Source organism: Streptomyces sp. NPDC085596, assembly GCF_044541565.1.
Lineage (GTDB): Bacteria > Actinomycetota > Actinomycetes > Streptomycetales > Streptomycetaceae > Streptomyces.
Map to the genome: position 1 here is coordinate 362923 of NZ_JBITTC010000004.1, position 16900 is coordinate 379822.

At 73.8% G+C, this 16900-nt stretch carries 14 protein-coding genes; 5 read left to right on the top strand and 9 right to left on the bottom strand.

Going from position 1 to position 16900, the window contains the following annotated elements:
• The first annotated feature begins 6 nt into the window (after positions 1 to 6).
• Positions 7 to 4359, top strand: coding sequence for an HAD-IC family P-type ATPase (locus tag ACIGA3_RS14740; RefSeq protein WP_399714755.1), 4353 nt, complete (start codon positions 7 to 9; stop codon positions 4357 to 4359).
• Here the strand turns inward: ACIGA3_RS14740 and ACIGA3_RS14745 are convergent.
• From ACIGA3_RS14745 to ACIGA3_RS14775, 7 genes are all read right to left on the bottom strand, one after another.
• Complete coding sequence (locus tag ACIGA3_RS14745) at positions 4356 to 5699, bottom strand: nucleobase:cation symporter-2 family protein (RefSeq protein WP_399714758.1); 1344 nt, start codon at positions 5697 to 5699, stop codon at positions 4356 to 4358. The two genes, ACIGA3_RS14740 and ACIGA3_RS14745, sit on opposite strands and share 4 nt — an antisense overlap.
• Before the next feature lie 137 nt (positions 5700 to 5836).
• Positions 5837 to 7177, bottom strand: a complete 1341-nt coding sequence (locus tag ACIGA3_RS14750) for an FAD-dependent oxidoreductase (RefSeq protein WP_399714761.1) — start codon at positions 7175 to 7177, stop codon at positions 5837 to 5839.
• A 114-nt stretch (positions 7178 to 7291) separates the two neighbouring features.
• Positions 7292 to 7990, bottom strand: coding sequence for a TetR/AcrR family transcriptional regulator (locus ACIGA3_RS14755; protein ID WP_399714763.1), 699 nt, complete (start codon positions 7988 to 7990; stop codon positions 7292 to 7294).
• A gap of 114 nt (positions 7991 to 8104) precedes the next feature.
• Entirely contained in the window at positions 8105 to 8815 is a 711-nt protein-coding gene (locus ACIGA3_RS14760) for an HAD family hydrolase (protein ID WP_399714765.1), read from the bottom strand.
• Positions 8816 to 8825: 10 nt separating this feature from the next.
• Entirely contained in the window at positions 8826 to 9479 is a 654-nt protein-coding gene (locus tag ACIGA3_RS14765) for a phosphatase PAP2 family protein (RefSeq protein ID WP_399714768.1), read from the bottom strand.
• A gap of 70 nt (positions 9480 to 9549) precedes the next feature.
• On the bottom strand, positions 9550 to 10482 hold the full coding sequence (locus ACIGA3_RS14770) for a M56 family metallopeptidase (protein WP_399714771.1): 933 nt from the start codon (positions 10480 to 10482) through the stop codon (positions 9550 to 9552).
• 84 nt (positions 10483 to 10566) lie between these two features.
• The gene (locus tag ACIGA3_RS14775; protein ID WP_399714774.1) at positions 10567 to 11112 is read right to left on the bottom strand and encodes a DUF5134 domain-containing protein; all 546 of its coding nucleotides are present in this window, start codon (positions 11110 to 11112) and stop codon (positions 10567 to 10569) included.
• Positions 11113 to 11287: 175 nt separating this feature from the next.
• On the opposite strand from ACIGA3_RS14775, the gene ACIGA3_RS14780 reads away from it, so the two are divergent.
• The gene (locus ACIGA3_RS14780) at positions 11288 to 12832 is read left to right on the top strand and encodes an FUSC family protein (RefSeq protein ID WP_399714776.1); all 1545 of its coding nucleotides are present in this window, start codon (positions 11288 to 11290) and stop codon (positions 12830 to 12832) included.
• Positions 12833 to 12869: 37 nt separating this feature from the next.
• A complete protein-coding gene (locus ACIGA3_RS14785) occupies positions 12870 to 13424 on the top strand; it encodes a MarR family winged helix-turn-helix transcriptional regulator (RefSeq protein ID WP_399714779.1) in 555 nt (184 codons plus the stop codon).
• Between the two features lie 3 nt (positions 13425 to 13427).
• Here the strand turns inward: ACIGA3_RS14785 and ACIGA3_RS14790 are convergent, their stop codons facing one another.
• Entirely contained in the window at positions 13428 to 13820 is a 393-nt protein-coding gene (locus ACIGA3_RS14790) for a VOC family protein (RefSeq protein WP_399714782.1), read from the bottom strand.
• Between the two features lie 70 nt (positions 13821 to 13890).
• Here ACIGA3_RS14790 and ACIGA3_RS14795 point away from each other — a divergent pair, with 70 nt between their 5' ends.
• The gene (locus ACIGA3_RS14795; protein ID WP_399714785.1) at positions 13891 to 14427 is read left to right on the top strand and encodes a GNAT family N-acetyltransferase; all 537 of its coding nucleotides are present in this window, start codon (positions 13891 to 13893) and stop codon (positions 14425 to 14427) included.
• Between the two features lie 21 nt (positions 14428 to 14448).
• Here ACIGA3_RS14795 and ACIGA3_RS14800 read toward each other — a convergent pair whose 3' ends face one another.
• The gene (locus tag ACIGA3_RS14800; protein WP_399714788.1) at positions 14449 to 15132 is read right to left on the bottom strand and encodes a glycerophosphodiester phosphodiesterase; all 684 of its coding nucleotides are present in this window, start codon (positions 15130 to 15132) and stop codon (positions 14449 to 14451) included.
• A 342-nt stretch (positions 15133 to 15474) separates the two neighbouring features.
• Between ACIGA3_RS14800 and ACIGA3_RS14805 the strand changes: the two genes are divergently transcribed.
• Complete coding sequence (locus ACIGA3_RS14805) at positions 15475 to 16872, top strand: DUF6421 family protein (protein ID WP_399714791.1); 1398 nt, start codon at positions 15475 to 15477, stop codon at positions 16870 to 16872.
• Positions 16873 to 16900: the final 28 nt, after the last annotated feature.

Here is a 16900-nt window from a genome sequence, read left to right on the forward strand (position 1 = left end):
GCCGGAATGGTCCTCAACCTCCTCACCGCGCCCTCGGCCGCCGCCCGCCTGCCCCGGCTCCTCGCGGAGGCCGCCGTACCCCTGATCGGCGCGGCGGCCGGCGCCGCCGCGGGCACCGCACGGGCGGGCGTACGCGGAGCGGACGCGGCCGTACGCGTGACACGGGTCGCCCGCACCGCGCTGCCCGGCGGCCCCGCCCACTGGCGCTCCGGCGCCCGCCTCCACCTCCCGTTGCGCACCGCCGAACCGGACCGGGTACGCGGCGCGGGCGGCCGCGCCCACCTGGCCCGCCGGATCGCCGCGGCGCTCGCCGACCGGCCCGACGTGCTCCTCGCCTACTGGGACGAGGGACTCGCCCGCCTGGTCGTGACCATGACCGAGGACGCCGTCAGCGACCGGGTGGTGGACCGCGTCGCCGACCTCGCCGTACGCGACGGGCTGCTCGTACGGGGCGGCGACCCCGAGGAACACGTCCACCCCGCCGACCCGGCCGGCGTGCGGGCCGCCGCCACCACCCTCGGCGTCGACCTGATCGGCATCGCCGGCGCCCTCACCGGCTACCTCCTGCGGCTGCCCCCCACGCCCCGCGCGGTCACCGCCTGCGTCACCCTGCTGCGGGAGAACCCCCGCGTCCGCGCCCTGCTGCGCGCCCGCCTCGGGGTCGCCCGCATGGACCTCCTGCTGGCCAGCGCCAACGCGATCGTGCACGCCGCCGGGCAGACCCCCACCTCGCTCGTGCTCGACGGCACCCTGCGCTCCCTCCAGCTCACCGAGACCATGGCCCGCGCCGCCGCCTTCGACTCCCTCCACGACGAGCTGTGCGGGCCCGAACGCGTCAGCGTCGCCCCCTCCGGCTCCCCGCGCCCACCGCTGCGCGAGTCCCCGGCCCAGGTGTACGCGGCTCACGCCTCGGCGGGCAGTGTGCTCGGCGCGGTGGCCGCGCTGCTGGTCAAGCGGAACCTGAACTCCGCCGCCGAGGCCGCACTCGCGGGCTCGCCCAAGGCCGCCCGGTACGCCCCCGCCGCCTTCCACGCCGTACTCGGCACCGCCCTGGCCCGCGCCGATGTGCTGGTCCGCGACCCGGAACGGCTCAGACAGCTGGAGATGGCCGGAACCCTCCTGCTGCACCCGAGCGCGCTGCGCACCGACGAAGGGCTGCCCGACCCGTGGACCGAGGCCGTGCTCGACGCGGCCCGCCGCGCCCGGCTGCGCGTCGTCCTCGTCGACGACCCCGCCCTGGAGGACTTCATCGCACTCGCCGACCAAGTGGTCGACGCCAGAAGGCCGTTGGACGACGTCGTGCACGCCCTGCGCGGCGAACTGGATGCCCGGGCGGAGGACGAGGAGGACGCCGACGAACGCGTCGTCATCACCGTCGCCCGGCCGCGCGCCATCGAGGAGAGCGACGTACTGGCCGGACTCGACGCCGCCGACATCGCCATCGCGCTCACCGACCAGGAGGGTGCCGTCATCTGGGGCGTCGACATCCTCGCCCCGCACGGACTGCCCGACGTGTGGCGGCTGCTCACCGCGATCCCCGCCGCCCGCACCGTCGGCAGCCGGGGCCAGGTCCTGGCCCGCTCCGGCGCCGCGCTCTCCGGCCTCCTGGTGGCCATCGGCGAGGCCCGGCGCGGCCGCGGGCGCCGCTCGGTCCTGCCCGGCCTGCGGCACGCCCCCGTCGACACCGGCGCGCTGACCGCCCTGGCGTACGGCGTCTGGGCCGCCCTCGGAGTGGCCACCGCCCGCGCCCCGCACCCCCACGCCCGCGTGCGCTGGCACGAACTGGACCCCGACGAGGCGGTGGAACGGCTGGACCGCGAGGCGCCCCCCGAACCCGGCGCCCTGGAGCGGGCCGCCACCGAAGTCCGCAAGACCGCCGGCCGGATCGCCCGCGTACCCGCCCTCGCCCCGGCCCGCTTCACCTGGCAGCTCGGCCAGGCCGTACGCGGTGAACTCGACGACCCGCTCACCCCCGTACTGGCGGTCGGCTCCGCCGCCTCCGCGATCCTCGGCTCGGTCGTGGACGCCCTGCTCGTCGTGGGCGCCCTCGACCTGAACGCGCTCGTCGGCGGCGTCCAGCGGCTGCGCGCCGAGCGGGCGCTGTCCGGGCTGCACACCGAGCAGCAGCGCAAGGCGCGGGTCGCGCCCCCGCCGGAGGAGGCGCCCGCGGGCGGCACCCGCACCGTGGACGCCGGACAACTGCTGCCCGGCGACGTGATCGAGCTGAAAGGCGACGACGTGGTCCCCGCCGACGCCCGTCTGCTGTGGCAGGACGGCCTGGAGGTGGACGAGTCCGCGCTGACCGGCGAGTCCCTGCCGGTGCACAAGCACGTCGGGGCCACCCCGCACGCGGCCGTCGCCGACCGGCGCTGCATGGTCTTCGAGGGCACCACCGTCGTGGCGGGCACCGCCCACGCCGTCGTCGTCGACACCGGCGAGCGCACCGAGGCGGCCCGCGCCGTCCACCTCGCCGCCCGCACGCCCCCGGCGGCCGGAGTGCAGGCCCGGCTCCAGGAACTCACCCGCAAGACACTGCCGTTGACCCTGGCCGGTGGCGCCGCCGTGACCGGACTCGCCCTGCTGCGCGGCACCCCCGTGCGCGAGGCTGTCAGCGGTGGCGTGGCCGTCGCGGTCGCCGCCGTGCCCGAGGGGCTGCCGCTGGTCGCCACCGTCGCGCAGCTCGCCGCCGCCCGCCGCCTGAGCCGCGCAGGCGTCCTGGTCCGCACCCCGCGCACCCTGGAGGCGCTGGGCCGCGTCGACACCTTCTGCTTCGACAAGACCGGCACCCTCACCGAGAACCGGCTCCGGGTCGTCCGGGTATCCGACGCCGAGGGCACCGAGTGGGCGGCAGGAGACGCGGGCGAGGCGGGCCCCGCCGCGACCCTGCGCCGCGCCGCGCGGGCCTGCCCCCGCGTGAACGGCTCCGGACGCCCGGTGCACGCCACCGACGAGGCCGTCATCCACGCGGCCGCCCCCGACCCGGACTGGACCCAGCTCGGCGGCCTCTCCTTCGAGGCCGCGCGGGGTTACGCGGCCGCCGTGGGCCGGGAGGGCGACGGCCCCCGCACCCTGGTCGTCAAGGGCGCCCCCGAGACCGTGCTGCCCGGCTGCGCGGATCTGTCCGACCGTGCGCACGACTCCGCCCACTCCCTCGCCGGAGCCGGACTGCGCGTCCTCGCGGTGGCCATGCGGCGCCTCGACGACGGCGAGACGGAGTCTGACGCCCTCCAAGAGCCGCTGCACGGACTGGAGTTCACCGGCCTGCTCGCTCTCTCCGACGTACCCCGCGAGACCTCCAAGGCACTCGTGCGCGGCCTCTACGAAGAGGGCGTACGGCCGGTCATGCTCACCGGCGACCACCCGCAGACCGCCCGCGCCATCGCCCAGGAACTCGGCTGGCCCGAGGACACCGAGGTGGTCACCGGGGACGAACTGGCCGCCGCCGACCGGCGCACCCGCGCCCGCATGCTGCGGGACGCCGGGGTCGTGGCCCGCGTCGCTCCCGAGCAGAAGCTCCAGGTCGTGGAGGCGCTGCGGGACGCGGGCCGGGTGGTCGGCATGGTCGGCGACGGCGCCAACGACGCCGCCGCGATCCGCGCCGCCGACATCGGCGTCGGCATCAGCGCACGGGGCTCGGCCGCCGCGCGCAACGCCGCCGACATCGTCCTCACCGACGACGACCTGACCGTCCTCATCGACGCCATCGGCGAAGGACGTTCGCTGTGGCACAGCGTCGCCGACGCCATCGCCATCCTCATCGGCGGCAACGCGGGCGAGGTCGCCTTCGGCATCCTCGGCACCCTGCTCTCCGGCACCGCCCCGCTGTCCACCCGGCAGATGCTGCTGGTGAACCTCTTCACCGACCTGTTCCCGGCCATGGCGGTGGCCGTGACCCCGAAGGACGGCGACGACACCGAGGTACGCAGCCGGACCGCGTCCCCGGAGGACGCGGCGGGCGGAGTCCTCGGCGCCCCGCTGATCCGGCAGATCCGGCACCGCGCCCTGACCACCGCGCTCGGCGCCATCACGGCCTGGCTCATCGGCCGGTTCACCCCCGGCACGGCCCGCCGCTCCAGCACCATGGCCCTGTGCGGCGTGGTCGGTACCCAGCTCGTCCAGACCCTCCTGGACCGCCGGGACAGCAACCTGGTCCGCTTCACCGCCCTCGGCTCCGCCGCGGTCCTCGTGGCCGTCATCCAGACCCCCGGCGTCAGCCGCCTGGTCGGCTGCACCCCGCTGGGCCCGGTCGCCTGGACGGGCGTCGCCCTGGCGATCGCCCTCGCCCTCGCCGGCCAGCGGGCCCTGCCCCGGCTGGAGGAACTCGTCGCCGGACTGGTACCGACGGAGGACCGGGCCTAGGCGCCCTCGGCGAGTACGGGCGCCCCCTGGGCCTTGCGCCCGGGCAGGTGGTTGAACAGCAGGTTCAGGGTGATCGCCGTCAGGCAGCCCGCGCTGATGCCGCTGTTCATGACCGTCTGGAACCAGTCGGGGAACTTCGCGTACACCGTGGGCACGCCCACCGGGAGCATGCCGACCGCGACCGAGACCGCTACGACGGTGAGGTTGTGGTTGCCCCGGAAGTCGACGGAGGCCAGGGTGCGCAGACCGCTCGCCGCGACCGTTCCGAACATCACCAGGCCGGCCCCGCCGAGCACCGGCGCGGGGACGGCGGCCACCATGGCACCCAGCTTGGGCAGCAGGCCGAGGAGGACGAGCAGGGCGCCCGCCGCGGCGACCACCCAGCGGCTGCGTACGCGCGTCATGCCGACCAGGCCGACGTTCTGGGCGTACGCGGTGTACGGGAAGGTGTTGAACACGCCGCCCAGCACGGTCGAGAGGCCGTCCGCGCGGAGCCCGTCCGCCAGGGAACGCGGCTCGACCTTACGGCCGGTCATCTCGCCCACCGCGATCAGGTCACCGGTGGTCTCCGTCATGGTCACCAGCGCCACCACGAGCATGGACACGATCGCCGACACCCGGAATTCGGGCGCCCCGAAGTGGAACGGGGTGCTGATCCCCACCCAGTCCGCGCCCGCGACCCCGCCGAAGTCCGTGAAGCCGAACGGCACCGCCACGGCCAGGCCCACCACGATGCCGGTCAGCACGGCCACCCGGGCCAGGAAGGGCGGGGTGAAGCGCTGCACGCCCAGCACCACCGCCAGCACGAACGCGGCCAGCGCCAGATTCCGGGGTGCCCCGAAGTCCTTCGCGCCCACCCCGCCGGCCGCCCAGTTGCCCGCCACCGGCAGCAGGGAGACACCGATGATCAGGATGACGGTGCCGGTGACCAGCGGAGGGAAGAACCGCAGCAGCCGGCCGAAGACGGGCGCGAGCAGCACGATCGCCAGCCCCGCGACGATCACCGAGCCGTAGATCGCGGGCAGCCCGCCGCCCGTCGTACCGATCAGCACCATCGGGGACACGGCCGCGAACGTGCACCCCTGCATGATCGGCAGCCGTACGCCGAACCGCCAGAAGCCGACGCACTGGATCAGCGTCGCCACCCCGCACACCAGCAGATCGGCGGTGATCAGATACGCCAGGTCGGCGGGGGAGAGCCGCAGCGCGCCGCCCACGATCAGCGGGACCGCCACGGCACCCGCGTACATGGCCAGCACATGCTGGAGCCCGAAGGCCGCGAGCCGGCGCAGTGGGGGTATCTCGTCGACGGGGTGCACTTCTTCGGCGGTCGTGGCCATGGGGCCTCCTGAGCGGCGGGCGGGGAGCGGCAACCGGACTGCACGAGACCGTAGGGGGCTTGAACAGTTTGTTGATTTCCGGTGCGTTGCCGCTGTGTGTCATGCCCACGTAGAGAATGGGGACACCGCCCGCCGACCTACTCCGACCGAGCCGCCGCCCACAGCGCGTCCCAGTCGGACAGCTTGACCGGGTTCCGGCCCAGGCTCGCGCCCAGCTCCGCCTCGGCCCGCTCGATCGCCAGCCAGCCCGGCCACGCCACCGGGTCGGCGCCCGCCGCCCGCAGCCCCGGCAGCGGGTCCTCCGGCACCTCACGGGACTCCAGCGCGGGGGCGTCCTCCAGCAGCGAGGTCACCGTCTCCTTGGCGCAGGAACGGTTGCTGCCGATGACGCCCGTCGGGCCGCGCTTGATCCACCCGGCCACGTACTCGCCCGGCACGGGGACGCCGTCGCTCAGCACCCGGCCCGCCAGATGCGGCACCATCCCGGTCACCGGGTCGGACGGCAGCCCCTCCGGCGGCATCCCGCGATACCCCACCGAGCGCAGCACCAACTGCGCCGGCACGTCCTCGTACACGCCCGTGCCCCGCACCCCGCCCTGCCCGTCCGGCGTGGTCCGCTCGAAGCGCACCCCGCCCACCCGGCCGTCCGACTCCAGCACCTCCACCGGGCGGAGGAAGAACCGCAGCCGGATCGTCCGGTCGGTCTCCGGGGGAGAGACGGCGGCCCAGTCGCGCAGCACCTCCGCGTTACGGCGCTGGGCGGCGGGCAGCGCCGGCAGGTCCGCGAAACCCGGATCGAGCGCCAGTTCCGCCGGGTCGACCGAGACCCCGACACCCGGCAGACCGCCCAGCTCACGCAGTTCCTTGGTGGTGAACCGGGCCTGCGTGGGACCGCGCCGCCCGGCCATCAGTACCTCGCCGACCCCGCCCCCGGCCAGCATCTCCAGCGCCGCCTGCGGCATGTCCGTCCCGTGCAGCTCGGCCGCGCCGCGCATCAGCATCCGCGTCACGTCCACGGCCACATTGCCGACCCCGATGACCACGGCGGAGCGCACATCGCGCAGGAAACCCTCGTCGGCCGCGTCCGGATGCGCGCTGTACCAGGAGACGAACTCCGACGCCGACCAGCTGCCCGGCAGCTCCTCGCCGGGAATGCCCAGCGGACGGCCGGCCGCCGCGCCCACGCAGTACACCACCGCGTGGTACAGCTCCCGCAGCCGCTCCACCGGCACCCCGTCCGGGCCGCCCACCCCGACGCCGCCGAGGAACCGGACCCGGTCGTGCTCCAGCACCGTCCGCAGGTTGCCCTGGAGCGACTTGATCTTCTCGTGGTCCGGGGCGACGCCGTAGCGCACCAGCCCGAACGGGGCCGGCAGCCGGTCCAGCACGTCCACGTGCACGTCTGGGTGGCGCTCCACCAGGTTCTGCGCGGTGTAGCACCCGCTCGGTCCGGAGCCGACGACGGCGACCCGCAGCACGGCGTACTCCTCACCCCGTGGGCATCGGGAGACAGCCCTGACGGCTCCAGCATCGCACCACGCGCCCGCGTCGGCAGGGGCTGGCGGGCCATCCGGTCACGGAGACCGGCCGGGTCACTCGCCCCGCTCGTCCGTCCGCCCGTCTGTCCGCCTGTCCGTCTGCTCGTCCGTGGCGAAGAACCGGGACAAGTCTCCCCGGCCGGACCCGTCGTCCGGGTCGCTCCCCGGCGGGACGCCCAGCTCCCCGTCGAGCCCGTACCGCTCGAACAGCTCCGCGCGCAGCACCGGCACCGGCATCGGCACCCCCGGCACCAGCGCCGCGTACACCGCGCCCATCAGCAGGGCTCGCAGCATCGGATAGTCGGCCGTGACGTCGTCCGAGCCGCAGCGGGCGACCGTGTCCCCGAGGAGTTCGGACAGCCGCCGCTGCTCCGGGCACTGCACGAAGCCCTCCGCGTGCAGCAGGCCCGCCATGTGCTGGCGCATGAGCACCGGCCGCTCCCGCGCCAGGCCCAGGATCGCGTCGATGGCACGGGCCAGCCGCTCCCGGCCGTCCTCGGTACGCGGCTCCCGCTCCAGCGCCTCCTCCAGCGTGCGGTGCATCAGCCGGTGCACGGCGGACTGCACCAGCTGGCGCTTGCCGGGGAAGTAGTACGAGACCAGTCCGCGCGCCGATCCGGCGCGGTCCGCGATGTCGCCCAGGGTGGTCGCCTCGAACCCGCGCTCGTCCACCAGCTCGACCGCCGCCTGGAGGAGCCGCTCGCGCGAACGCCGCCGCAGCTCTTCATTGACCGAGGCGCTGCGCGGGGACATTACGGAACTCCTGCGTTGACTGGCTGTCAGCCAACTATACTCAAGGTGTGAGGCGCCGGATCGCGCGGGGCCTTCTCAGGGCTGCCGTTCGTCTGAGCGCCGCGGGGGAGCGCCTCAGACGGACGGCAGTTCCGCTTCCGGCATCAGGTCCAGTACGGGCAGCAGCGCGTCCGGGCGGGCGGCCACCGGCAGATGGTCCACGAAGTGCACCCGGCAGCCGAGCGCGGCCGCACCACCGTCCGCCGCCCTGCTGTCCCCGACCATCAGCGTGCGCTCGGGCTCGACACCCAACTCCGCGCAGGCCACGGCGAACAGCCGGGGGTCCGGCTTCCGCATCCTGTGCTCGTACGACAGCACGTACGCGTCCACGTAGGCGTCGAGCCCGTGCTCCCGGAAGACCGGCCGCAGGTCCCAGCCGATGTTGCTGACGATGCCGACGGCGATCCCGCGCTCCCGCAACTCCCGCAGCACGGGGGCCGCGTCGGGGTACGGGGTCCACGCGGCGGGGGTCATGTGGCGGTCGTACAGCACGTCGTGCAGGTCCTTTCCGGGCAGAGCCACCTGCCGGGACAGGCCGGTGAACGCGGCCCGGTGCTCCGTGGCTCCGAGGTCCCGGTCCGCCCACGCCCCGGCCAGTTCCTCCGGTACGGTCTCCGGTTCGGCGCCGCCCGGCAGCGCTCCCGCCGCCTCCAACGCGGCTGCCGTCCGCATGAGTTGCGGCTCGGTCAGCGTGGTGCCGGTCGCCGCGAGGGCGGCGCGCAACCAGGACTCGGTGGACTCGACACGGCACAGCGTGCCCGAGAAGTCGAACAGCACAGCAGTCATGCGCGGGACCCTACTCCCGGGGTTCCTGGCGTCGCTCGTAGACCAGTACCGAGACGGCCACCAGCAGGGCCCCGAGCAGCCACCCGCCGAGCACGTCCGAGAACCAGTGCACCCCCAGCCACACCCGCGTGACACCGACGCCCACCACCGAGACGACGGCCACCGCGACCGCGCCGTACCAACGTGCCCCGCGCACGCCGTGACGGTGGATCAGCCACAGCAGCAGCCCGCACACCACGGTGGCCGTCATGACATGCCCCGACGGGAACGCGGCGTACCGTGCGCTGTCCACGGGGTCCGGCCACACCGGCCGCGGCCGCGCGACGCCCGCCTTCACGGCCTGCTGCACCACCGCCGCCACCCCGCAGGTGATCACCAGCCACAACGTCGTCCACCAGGCGGCCGTCCGCCACAGCAGCCACAACGCGACCCCGGCGCAGAGCAGACGCATGGTCACCGGGTCCCAGATCCAGTCGGTCAGCACGCGGAAGGCTTGGGTGAGGCCCCGCTGCCGCACGGCCCAGCGGTGGGTGGTGCGGGCGATGTCGTCGTCCAGGGCGAGGAGGGGCCCCCACTCGACGGCGACCAGGGTGAGCAGCAGGGCGGAGGAGAGGGCGAGGAGAGTGGTGGTGAGGAGGGCGGTTCGGGGGGTTTGGTGGTGCATGGGGCGATCCTCGTTGATGAGGGCCGTGGGGGCCATCACCCGACGCGTCGCCCGCTCAGGACGGCCGACCTCAATGCAACGCCCGCAGCCCCGGAACGAAAGCGACCAGTACCGGGAGTACCGGGACCAGCGCGGCCGTGGCCGTCAGGCGCAGGCGTTGTGGGGCCGGGAGGCGGGGCGGGGCGGTGAGGAGGCGGTCCACGCGTTGCGGGAGTTGGGAGTGCGGGGTGGGGGAGGGGCCGAACACGCCCCGGTCCTCGTTGAGTTCGACCAGGGCGAGTGCCGTCGTCACCCGGCCGAAGCGGCGGGACGCGGTGTCGTCGGCGGCCAGTTCGACCAGGCGGTGCATCTCGTCGCGGAACGCGGCGAACACCGGCACCTGCGGAAAGCCGCCCGCCAGCGCGGCCGAGCAGTGCAGCAGCCAGTCGTGACGGAAGCGGGCGTGGCCCTGCTCGTGCGCCAGCAGGGCGTCGAGGCGGCTGCCCTTGAGGCGGCGCAGCGCGGCCGTGGTGACGACGAGCCGGGGCGTCGCTCCGGGCAGCCACCACGCGTCCGGCCGCTCACCCTCCAGCACCACCAGTCGTCCACCCGGCCCCTCGCCGGGCAACAGAGGCGCCCGCAGCAGGAGTTCGGCCCGCCGCACCCGCCGACCGCGCCTCGCGTGCAGCACCTCGCCGACCAGCATCGTCAGGCTCCACAGCCCGCCGCAGGCGAGCGCCACGGCGGTCGGCGCGGCCCACGGTCCGGCCGCCCCGAGGGCGTACGCCTCGACGACCCCGTGCGGAGCCCCGCTGAACAGTTGCCCGCGCACCGCCTGCCAGGCCGCCGCCGCGCTCAGCGTCATCGACAGCGCGCAGCACAGCAGGACGGCGGCCACCACGCACTGCCAGGCCCACAGCGCCACCACCGGCTCCCGGTCCGGCCAGTCGGCCCGGGCCAGCAGACGCGGGGCGGCGACGGAGGTCAGGATGCCGAGCAGCAGCAGTGCCACGGGGACCATCATGGGCAGCACCCTATGAGCACCGGACCGCCCGCCGGTGCCGAAGTGACGCAGACAACTCCCGCGCCCCGCCCACCGCTTGAGGTGTCACATCGTCAGAAGCATCGCCAGCATTCCTATCCCCATCGACAGCCGGCACACCCGGGACAGCTCGGGCCGGTCGCCCCACCGCACCGCACCCGGCCCGCCCCGCACGGTGACGGGCACCAGGCGGGCGCCGGTCAGCAGTACGTAACCGGTGAAGTACAGCAGCAGCGCGCCCGTCAGCCAGGCCGGGCCCGAGCCGCCCGTGTGGTGGTGCTGCGCCGGAGCGGCGGCCATCAGCAGTGCCATGTACACCATGGCCGTACTGCCCAGCAGATGGTGCAGATGGTGGGCGCTCCGCCGTGCCGACCACAGCGCGCGCAGCGCGGCCAGCCCGAACACCGCGGCATACAGCGGCCACACCCAGCGCGGCGGTGCGAACACCGCCGCGGGCACCGCCATCGCCGCCATCCCGAAGCCCATCAACGCCTCGCCGCCCGCCGCGCGGCGCTGCTCCTCGATGCCGCTGCGCATCCGCAGCAGACAGTAGGCGCCGGTCGCCGCGCACAGCGCGACCAGCAGCCACGCCGGTGACACCGGTCCGTGCACGCGCACCACCCCCGTTCGACGCCGTATCCAGGGATGCGATGCCCACGACACGCGGAGCGCACGCGAGCGCAAGGAGGTGCACGGGGAGCGTTCGGCGGAGCACGCCGTGTGACCAGGGCGGTTGTGGAGCGAGGAACAAGTCTTTTACTGGTGAAACACCTGCTAAATTCTTTACATGAGCAGCCGCCGCTTCCCCCTCGCCCAGGCGCTCCGCCTCCAGGGGCCCTCCGTCATCTGGTTCAAGCCCGCGCTCAGCGTGGTCGTGTCGGCGGCCCCGCCCAACCTCCTCCTGCTGACACTCGGCCGCCTCGACCTGGCCCTCTACACGATGGCCGGGTCCCTCTGCGCGCTCTACGCCCACCAGCGCCCCTACGCCGCCCGCGCCCGCGTGCTGACCTGGGTGGTGCTCGGCATGACGGCCGGACTCGCCGTCGCCCTGCTCACCTCGGCGCTCACCCCCGGCCCCGTCGTCCTGGTACTCGTCGGCGCCCTGCTGGCCGCCGCGCAGAAGACGGTCTGTGAAGCCACCCGTGTCGGCCCGCCCGGCAATGTCGTCGTCACCTTCATCAGCTCCGCCGCCCTGTTCGTCCCGCAGACCCTCGGCCAGGTCCCCGCCCACCTCGGGCTCGCCCTCGCCGCCGGAGCCTGGGCCTGGCTCGTCTGCATGGCCCCCGGAGCGCTCCGCCCGCACGGCCCCGAGCGCCGCGCCGTCGCCGCCGCCCTCCACGCGGCCGCCGACCTCGCCGCCGAGGGCCACACGCCGGCCCACACCGCCCTGCACACCGCCTGGGGGGTCCTGCGTTCCCCCGGCACCCGCCCCGACCCCACCCGCCGCGCCCTCGAACACCTCCTGCTCAGCGCCGAGACCGCCGACGCGGGCCCCGGACAACTGCGCGCCTGGGCCCAAGCCCTACGCGGCACGGGCCCCGTACCTCACGCAAGAGCCTCGGACTCGGCCGACGTACACCCCCGCCCCGCCCGCGTCCCCCTGAGGCACCTGGCCCCCATGGCCACCCGTACCGCCCTCGGCTGCGCGCTGGCCGGTCTCGCCGCCCTCTCCCTAGGGGTGGGCCGCCCCTACTGGGCCCTGGTCACCGCCGCCTCCCTCTTCCAGGCCAACATCACTCTCACCTGGAGCCGGGGCGTCCAGCGTGTCGTAGGCAACCTCCTCGGCGTCCTCGTCTTCGCCGCGCTCACCCCGCTGACCCACCTCCACCCCGCCGTCCTCGTGCTCTGCTGCCTCGCCTGCAGCTTCGGAGCCGAGGCGCTCATCGCCCGCAACTACTGGCTCGGCACCGTCTGTGTCACGCCCATGGCCCTGCTCATCACCGAGTTCACCCGCCTCCAGGACCCCGGCCCGCTCATCACCCAGCGAGTACTGGACACCCTGGTCGGCGCCCTGGCCGGATTCGCCGCCGCCGTGATGGTCACCAACCGCCGGGCCGGCGACCGCGTGGACGACGCCCTGACCGCCGTCGAAGACGCCCGCGCGCACACCGAGCGCCTGCTGGCCCACCCCGCGTCCCAGGCCATGCCCACGGCCCGCCGCAACCTCGCCGCCGCGCTGACCGACCTGCGTGCCACGGCCGACGCCGCCCAGGGGGAGTGGTGGCAGCGGCCCTTTCCCGCGGAACGCCTGGCGCTCGCCGAGCGGACCGGACACCGTACGCTCGCCGCGGCGGTACGACACCGAGGAGTCGCACCCTTGAAGCAGGACTGACACGGCACGACAGCGGGACCACGGAGGACACACGGCCATGACGGACACGGGAAGCCAGCACCCGAGGGCGGCGCACGAGGAGGCTGCCCGGGCCGACACCGTCGCCTCGGTCGTCCGGCAGTGGCGTGCCGTGCACCCCGCGCTCGACACCGGTCCCATGGAGGTCATCGGCCGGATCAACCGCTGCGCCGCGCTCCTCCAGCAGGCCGAGGACGCCCCGCTGCGCCGCGCCGGGCTCAGCCGGGCGGAGTTCGACCTGCTCGGCGCGCTGCGCCGCACCGGCCACGAGCTGACACCGGGGGAACTGGCCCGGGAGACCTTCTCCTCCGGGGCGGCCGTGACCAAGCGGGTCAAGCAGCTCACCGCACGCGGACTGGTCGAGCGGCGCGGCGACACCCGGGACCGCCGCGTCTCCCATCTCAGCCTCACCGACGCGGGACGCGACCTCGTGGACGGCATCCTCCCCGAGCAACTCGCCTATGAGGAGACGGTGTTGTCCGTGCTGACCCCCGAGCGCCAGGACGAGCTGTCCGCCCTCCTCGCCGGCCTCCTCGACGGACTGGAAGGCCGGCTGGGCGCCCTGCGCGGCTGACGCTCAGATGCCCGGCCGGTACCGCAGCGGATGGTCCGCCGGGATCTCCACCAGCACGATCGGGATGCCGTCCGGGTCGGCGATCCACATCTCGATCAGCCCCCACGGCTCCCGGACCGGCGCCCGGACGATCTCCACCCCCTCGGCCCGCAGCTCGTCCTGCGCGGCGGACGCGTCCGCGACCTGGAGCCACAGCCGCACCGACGGCACGAGCGGGGCCTCGGCCCGGCCGGACAGCTCCAGGAAGCCGCCGCCCAGGAAGTAGACGGTCCCGCGCTCCGGTCCCGTGCCGAACTCACGGTGGACGGCGAGCCCCAGCCGGCCTCCGTAGAAGGCGCGGGAGCGGTCGGGGTCCGTGGGACGGATCAGGGTCCTGCTGCCCAGTACATGCACCATGTGAGGGGAGACTAATCGCCCGGTTACCCTCATGCGTGGTCGAGCCGCGCCCCAGATCGGAGTACACCCCATGGACACCGCCACCGGACTGACGTTCCGCGACGCCACCGACGCCGACGTGGACGCACTCGTCGCGCTGGTCGAGTCGGCGTACCGGGGTGACGCCAGCCGGGCCGGGTGGACCACCGAGGCGGACATCCTGGACGGGCAGCGCACCGACCCCGAGGGCGTGCTCCAGGTCATCAAGACGCCCGACAGCAGGCTGCTCGTGGTGGAGGGGGAGGGCGGGATCGTCGCCTGCTGCCAGCTCGAACACCGGGGTACGCACGCCTACTTCGGCATGTTCGCGGTCAGCCCCACCCTCCAGGGGTCGGGCCTGGGCAAGGCCGTCATGGCGGAGGCGGAGCGGCAGGCGCGGACCGCCTGGGGCGCCACCGAGATGCACATGACGGTGATCTCCGTCCGCGACGACCTGATCGGCTGGTACGAGCGCCGGGGCTACCGCCGTACGGGCGAGACGACCCCGTTCCCGTACGGCGATGAGCGCTTCGGCATTCCGCGCCGCCCCGACCTGCGGTTCGAGCTGCTGGTCAAGCCGCTGGTGTGACAGCGGCCGGCCACAGCCGTCTCACGCGGTGAAGCGGCCGGTGCGCTTGATGTCCGGGAGGTCGGTGGTCGCGCCGTCCAGCTGGAGGGCGCGCACCAGCCGCAGCTCGTCCTGGGTGTTCACCACCCAGGCGAAGACCCTCAGGCCCGCCGCGCGCGCCTTCTCCACGACCTCCAGCGTCACCCGGCGGACGTCGAGACAGAGCGTCGCCGCGCCCACCGCCACCGCGCGGTCCACCACCTCCGGGCCGTAGTGCTCCGCGACCAGCGCGGTGCGCACCCCCGGCACCAGCCGGGTGATCTCGGCGAGCGCCTCGTCGTGGAAGGAGATGACCTCCACCCGTGAGACCAGGTCCCGCCGGAGCATCACCTCCGCCAGCGCCTTCGCGGCCGCCACGTCCTTGATCTCGGCCTGGATCGGTGCCCTGACCGCGTCCAGCACCTCTTCGAACACCGGCACCCGCTCGCCGCGCCCCGCGTCCAGAGCGCGCAGCTCCGCGAGGGTCTTCTCGGCGATCTGCCCGGTGCCGTCCGTGGTGCGGTCCACCTTGGCGTCGTGCATGACGATCAGCGCACCGTCCTTGCTCAGGTGCAGATCGAGTTCGATCAGGTCCAGCCCGGCCTGCTCGGCGGCGGCGAAGGAACGGAGCGTGTTCTCGGGCTCGACACCCATGACCCCACGGTGCCCGATGGTAAGGAAGTTCAAGGTTCAACTCGCTTCCGTCGACGGCGGATCGGCTTTCGCGGACCCGACGGAGTGTCGTCGTCCGCACGCCTGGCTCGCAGCCTAACGGCCCTGCCCGCGCTGGTGCGATCGCGGACATCCTGGCGTGCCGTCGGACGCTCGATGGCCGGAACGGGACGCTCGGTCACGCGCCCGCGCCCTCTCCGTACCCGCCGTGAAAGTGAGCGCGGTCACGGTTTGGGGCGGGAAAAACAGCGGTGACCATGCGGTCGCGCAGAATAATTTCCCGATCCCCCTCTTGTTCGGCGAAACGGGGTATGCATACGGTGTCCATACGCGAGGTTCTCCCGTGGAGGATGGGACATGACGGAAATTCTTGTGCAGCCCGGTATGGAAGGACACGTTCCTTCGCTGACCAGGGTGGTCGAGCACGCGGCGTGGCCCGTCCTCAAGAGTGCGGTGGAGCAGATCCGGCCATGGCAGTCGAAGGACGGCTCGATCGACTTCGCCGCCGAGGGCGCCCCCGGGCGGGCCGAGGCCGAGGCGGCGGTGAGCCGGGTCGCGGCCGCGGTGGAGGAGCTCTCCCCGCTGCTCCCGCATGACGCCGAGTACCACCGGGCACTGGTGAGCGACCTGCGCCGCTGGGCCGAGGGCGGTTTCGAGGTGCCGGACTTCCTGGACTCGCTGCTGGCCTTCCAGCCGGCGGCCAACCGTGCGGACGGCCTCCAGCACCTCGTCGTCTTCCCGATGTACACGCAGAACGGCAATCCCGACCGCAATCTCGAGGCGGTCGTGCTGCGCATGGTCTGGCCGGACTGGCTGGCCGAGCTGGAGCGCACCCGGTACGACAACCCGCTCTTCTGTGGCATCACCTTCGAGGACTTCACGGCGGGCTACGACACCAACTCCGCCGTCCTCTTCCCGGAGACCATCGCCGTCCGCGAGGCGCCGGAACGTTTCTCCTGGGGTGGCATCTTCTGCGACCGCGAGGCCGCCCGCTTCCGCCGGGTCACCGACGCCGCCGTCGGCATCCTGGGCCTGGAGCTGCCCGAGGACATCGCCGCGATGGTCCACGACCAGAAGCGCTGCGAAGAGGCGTTCGTGCTCTGGGACATGGTCCACGACCGCACCCACAGCCACGGCGACCTGCCGTTCGACCCGTTCATGATCAAGCAGCGCCAGCCGTTCTGGATGTACGGCCTGGAGGAGCTGCGCTGCGACCTCACCGCCTTCAAGGAGGCCGTGAAGCTGGAGGCGGACGGCGTCCCGCAGGCCCGTGACGTGCAGTACGCGGTGCTCTTCGACCGGATGTTCCGCTTCCCGGTCACCGGCGACCGCGTCCGCAACTACGACGGGCTCGGCGGCCAGCTCCTCTTCGCCTACCTGCACAAGCACGACGTGGTCCGCTGGACCGACAACCGCCTCGCCATCGACTGGGAGCGCGCCCCGCAGGTCACCAACCAGCTCTGCGCCGACATCGAGCAGCTCTACCGCGACGGCATCGACCGCCCCAAGCTGGTGCACTGGTTCGCCGGGTACGAGCTGGTCGCCTCCTACCTCGCCCCGCACCCCGGCTCGAAGTGGGCCAAGGGCCCCGACGCCCTCGACGTCAGCCTGCCGCCGCGCAAGCTCGTGGACGACGTGCTCCCGGACGAGTTTCCGCTGAGCATGTTCTATGAGGCGCTGGCCAAGAAGCTGAAGAATGTGATCGCCGCCACCAAGGGCATCACGGCGGACGGCGCCGAGCGGATCGCCGCGTGAGCGACCGCGTGCACGACATGGCAGACGA